Consider the following 3994-nt stretch of genomic DNA (forward strand, 5'->3'; position numbering starts at 1 on the left):
AAAGCGGAGTTCCTGGTCTCGAGGGTTTCTTGGAGTGACTCACCTCAATACCGGAACTCCGCTTCTGTTTGCCTGAGCGACACACCCCTCGACAGCCGCCACAACGCCTTAACCGAGCGGCGTTGGGGCTAGTCGACGGAGGTGCCCCGGCGCGGCCTACCGGCCTGCCACTGCTGGATGGTCTTTGGCCGCCAGGCCGGGGACCGGCCGAACATCCGATCCGGAGCGGGAGCCTGACCCCGTGAGACGTAGGACGCCCACGTCGCACGGCTGATCGGCACGCCGACAGACGCCAGGTAGGCCCGCACATGTTCCGTGGTCCACCAGTCGGTGGGCAGCTCGCTCGAAGTCATCACTACAAGCCTACGCGGTAGAGGTGCTTGCGCGAATACAACGTCGCGCTGTAGCGTGCGAATACAACGTCAAGTTGTACTGCTGGTGACTCCACAGCCGGCGGAGGTGGCTTCGGCTGCGCCGCTCGTGAATCTGCTGGACCGCCGTGGCGCATGGCTCCACTTGATAACTGCACAGAGGTCCGGGACGCAGGGAGATACGTCTTCCTCATTGGTCTCGATGCATGCGATCTAGGGGTGGCAAGCGGCGTTCGGTCGTTGACGTGTCCGGCCGCAAGACTTGTCCGCTTTAGGGGTTTGGCCCCTTGCTTGCCCAACCGAGGGTCGCCCGCGTGCCTGCTCGGCACGCCTTGTTGATCGCCCCGGAGCGCGCCGACCTGGCCGCGCTTCGGCTGTTTGTCCGACCTGATTCGAGCTGGGGAGAGGTGAGCCGTCATGACCGTGAGCATCGCCGCCGCCGTGCGGATTACGACCAAGCGCAACGCCGTGTGGCGCGACTGCAACGGGTGCGGCTCCCTCGCCCCGCTGGCTCCTGATGAGGACCGCTGCCCCTCGTGTGCGCAGCCGTCCGCCGCCCGTCGCCGTCCGGCGTCGGGCGCCCGTCGTTCCGGAAGGAACCGCAAGTGAGCAGCTACGACCTGAACGACGCCGACCCGGACGGGCCGAGCGTCGATGACCTGGCCGCGATCGATGCGGAGTGGCCGCTGATCGCGGCCGAACTCGACCTGTTGGACGCCGAGATCAGCATGCTCTACGCCGAGGACCGCGGCGGCCCGACCGAGCTGGACTGGCGGCGGTTGCGCCGGGCTGAGGCCCGCGTTACCCGCGCCGCCGCCGACCTGGCCACCGGCACCACCGGCCCGCTCCGCGCGGCCTGATCCGCACCGCGCCCACCGCCGCACCTGCCCCTATCTCGAAGGAGAGAGCACGTGAGCACCCGCAAGAACCGCCGTGCCGTGATGGCCGAACTGCTGTTGCTGGCCAACCCGGCCGAGATCCGCGACCGTGACGGCGTTTCGCTGTCGGTCGACTTCGACAGCATCGCTGAACTGCGCTCGTGGCTGGACCTGGCCGGACTGAACAGTCCCGACCTGCTGATCAGCGAGCACGACAGCACCACCGAGGACGGACGCCCGTTCCGGGCGTTGAACGCCTTTCCCACCTGGCACGGGTGGGAGATCTACGCTCGCGCCGTCGACTACACCGACGCTGCGCCGCTCGACGCGACCACCGCCGACCAGCTCGCCGCCCTGGCCGTGGCCGCATGACCGTCGTCTACACCCCGCCCCCTCCCGCGTGCTGCATCTGCGACCCGCAGGAGTGCGCCGCCGACGACACCGGTGAGCACTGCATCACCCGGTCCTGCGGGTCCTGCTTGCACGGCTGTCCCGCCCCGGACGACCAGTGCTGCACCGCCCCGCAGCAGCGGGAGGTGACCAGGTGAGCCAGCACGAACCGAAACGCACCCGCCGGCCCTGGTCAACCAGCCCCGACGTGTTCCACAGCACCGGCCGTGACGGCTTCACCGGGGCCGCCAAGGGCGGCCGAACCCTGGGCGTCAGCGAACACCGACCCGCACCCACCCCCCGACCCGCCAACCGGAAGGACAACAGCCGATGACCGCCCCGACCATCAACGGCACCCGCTACCCGCAGACCGTAGAGGATCTGCTCGACCCGGCCCGACTGCTCTGGGTTCAGCTCGGCGGACCCCCGTCGCGGAACCGACTCATGCGCGAGTACCGCATCGGTGCGCCGAAGGCTGACGAGCTTCGGGCACGCCTGATCGCGGAAGCGGAAGCGGCCCGAGAGCGGTTCCGCGAGCCGGCCCGCGACCCGTGGGACTACGCCGAGCCAATCGGCCCCGACCCGCTGCCGGCCCCAGCCGCGCCCGAGTCCGCCCCGCCGAGCGAGCCGGACCCGACCCCCGCCCCGATCGAGCCGGCCGCCGAGCCGGTCGAGCAGGTCACGGAGGTCGGTCACCCGGGCACGCCCGCCCCGCAGAAGCCGACGCGGCGGCCCGTCGTGTGGCCCGTCGTGCTCATGGCGCTGGGCGCGTTCGTCGCCGTCTGGTCCGGCTGGGTGGGACTCGGCCGGATGACCGGGTTCGGCATGGTGGACCTGCTGCCCGGCATCGTGGACCCGGGTTCGTGGGCCACCATCGATTCGGCGATCACCCTGCCGATCGGGGTGGAGGCGTACGCCGCGTACGCCCTGTACGTGTGGCTGTCCGGTCGGGTACCGGACCGCGCTCGCCGGTTCGCCAAGTGGTCGGCCATCGCATCACTCACGGTCGGGGCGCTCGGCCAGGTCGCCTACCACCTCCTCGCCGCCAACGGCATCACGGCGGCCCCGTGGTGGATCACCACCCTCGTTTCCTGCCTCCCCGTCGCGGTGCTCGGCATGGGTGCCGCCCTGGCGCACCTGGTCCGCGCCCACGACTAGCGACGCCCGGCGGCACGGCCCCTGGCCTGGAAAACCGTGCCGTGCCGCCGGTCCCTAGCCCACCCGAGACATCTCAGATGGAGGAACCCCCATCATGACGCCCCCGCACGATGACGAGCGTTTCGACTGGCAGGCCGCAGAGGCGGACCTGACCAACCCTGGCGCTGAGGTGGTCGACCTGGACGACGCCCGCGCCCGCCGCACTCCCCGGCCGCGTCCGGCCGGTGACACGCACTTCGACGTGACCCTGGACGAGATGCCGCAGCGGGGCGGGATGCTGGTCGACCCGCCGCCGGTTGCGTCGTCCGGACGCCGGCCGATTCTCCCGTCCGGGTGGTCGACGTGGCCGAACATCAAGCACAGCATCCGGCAGGCCGCCGAGCTGGCCGCCTACCGGGCCGGGTTCCACACCGTGCGCGCCCCCTGGTACGCCGCACAGGCCACGTTCTGGGCGACGGTCGGGGCGTTCCGCCTCACCGGCCGTCAACTGCGCTGGTGGTGGGTCAGTGAGCAGACCGGGTTGCGGCAGGCCGCCGCCGACGCGGGTGACGCGCAGACCTGGCACAAGCTGCACCGGGAGGTGAAGGCCACCCGCGCGTGGCGGGGCCTGGTCCTCACCGCCGAAGCCCTGACACTGGCCATCGGTGGGCCGATCGTGTGGGCCACTGCCCCGTGGTGGGCGCTGACCGCCGGCACCGGCCTGGTCGTGGCCTATCTGGCGCACGTCGGGCGGCCTGATGACCGGCCGATCATCACCCCGGCGACCGTGGCGGGCCGGTTCCGGCGGGTCAACCCGGACATCATCCTGCGCGCCTACTACGCGGCCGGCCTGGGCAACCCGGACAAGCCGCACCAGCGGGTGGAGTTCGGCTCCACGATGGCCCGTGACCCGTCCGGTACCGGCTCTCAGGTGTCGATCGACCTGCCGTACGGCAAGACGTTCGACGACGCGGTGAAGGCCCGTGGTGCCATCGCCTCCGGCCTCGACGTCGCCGTGTCTCAGGTGTTCATCACCCGCGACCCGTCGTCGCACCGCCGGCACACGCTGTGGGTGGCCGACCGTGACCCCCTGGCGGCCGGTGCCGGGCGGACGCCGCTGTTGCGGTGCAAGCCGACCGACATTTGGCAGCCGGCCCCGTTCGGGCTGGACGAGCGCGGCAACAAGGTCGCCATTGACCTGATGTGGAACAGCGTCCT

General features: G+C 70.8%; 5 protein-coding genes and 1 pseudogene. All 6 read left to right on the plus strand.

Features of this window, described 5'->3' with window-relative positions:
* Positions 1-976 precede the first annotated feature (976 nt).
* Positions 977-1231, plus strand: a complete 255-nt coding sequence (locus ABGB16_RS33200; protein WP_347672016.1) for a DUF6284 family protein — start codon at positions 977-979, stop codon at positions 1229-1231.
* A gap of 81 nt (positions 1232-1312) precedes the next feature.
* Entirely contained in the window at positions 1313-1621 is a 309-nt protein-coding gene (locus tag ABGB16_RS33205; RefSeq protein ID WP_347672019.1) for a hypothetical protein, read from the plus strand.
* Entirely contained in the window at positions 1618-1797 is a 180-nt protein-coding gene (locus ABGB16_RS33210) for a hypothetical protein (protein WP_347672017.1), read from the plus strand. The genes ABGB16_RS33205 and ABGB16_RS33210 overlap by 4 nt, the downstream gene beginning before the upstream one ends.
* Positions 1794-1973 carry a hypothetical protein gene (locus ABGB16_RS33215; protein ID WP_347671414.1) on the plus strand — a complete coding sequence of 60 codons (180 nt, stop codon included), beginning with the start codon at positions 1794-1796 and terminating at the stop codon, positions 1971-1973. Before ABGB16_RS33210 ends, ABGB16_RS33215 begins: the two co-directional genes overlap by 4 nt.
* Positions 1970-2797 (plus strand): ABC transporter permease, encoded by an 828-nt coding sequence (locus tag ABGB16_RS33220; protein ID WP_347672018.1) that lies wholly within the window; start codon positions 1970-1972, stop codon positions 2795-2797. The genes ABGB16_RS33215 and ABGB16_RS33220 overlap by 4 nt, the downstream gene beginning before the upstream one ends.
* Before the next feature lie 94 nt (positions 2798-2891).
* Positions 2892-3994, plus strand: a pseudogene (locus tag ABGB16_RS33225) (cell division protein FtsK); the annotation flags it as partial.

This window comes from Micromonospora sp. B11E3 (assembly GCF_039871625.1).
Lineage (GTDB): Bacteria > Actinomycetota > Actinomycetes > Mycobacteriales > Micromonosporaceae > Micromonospora.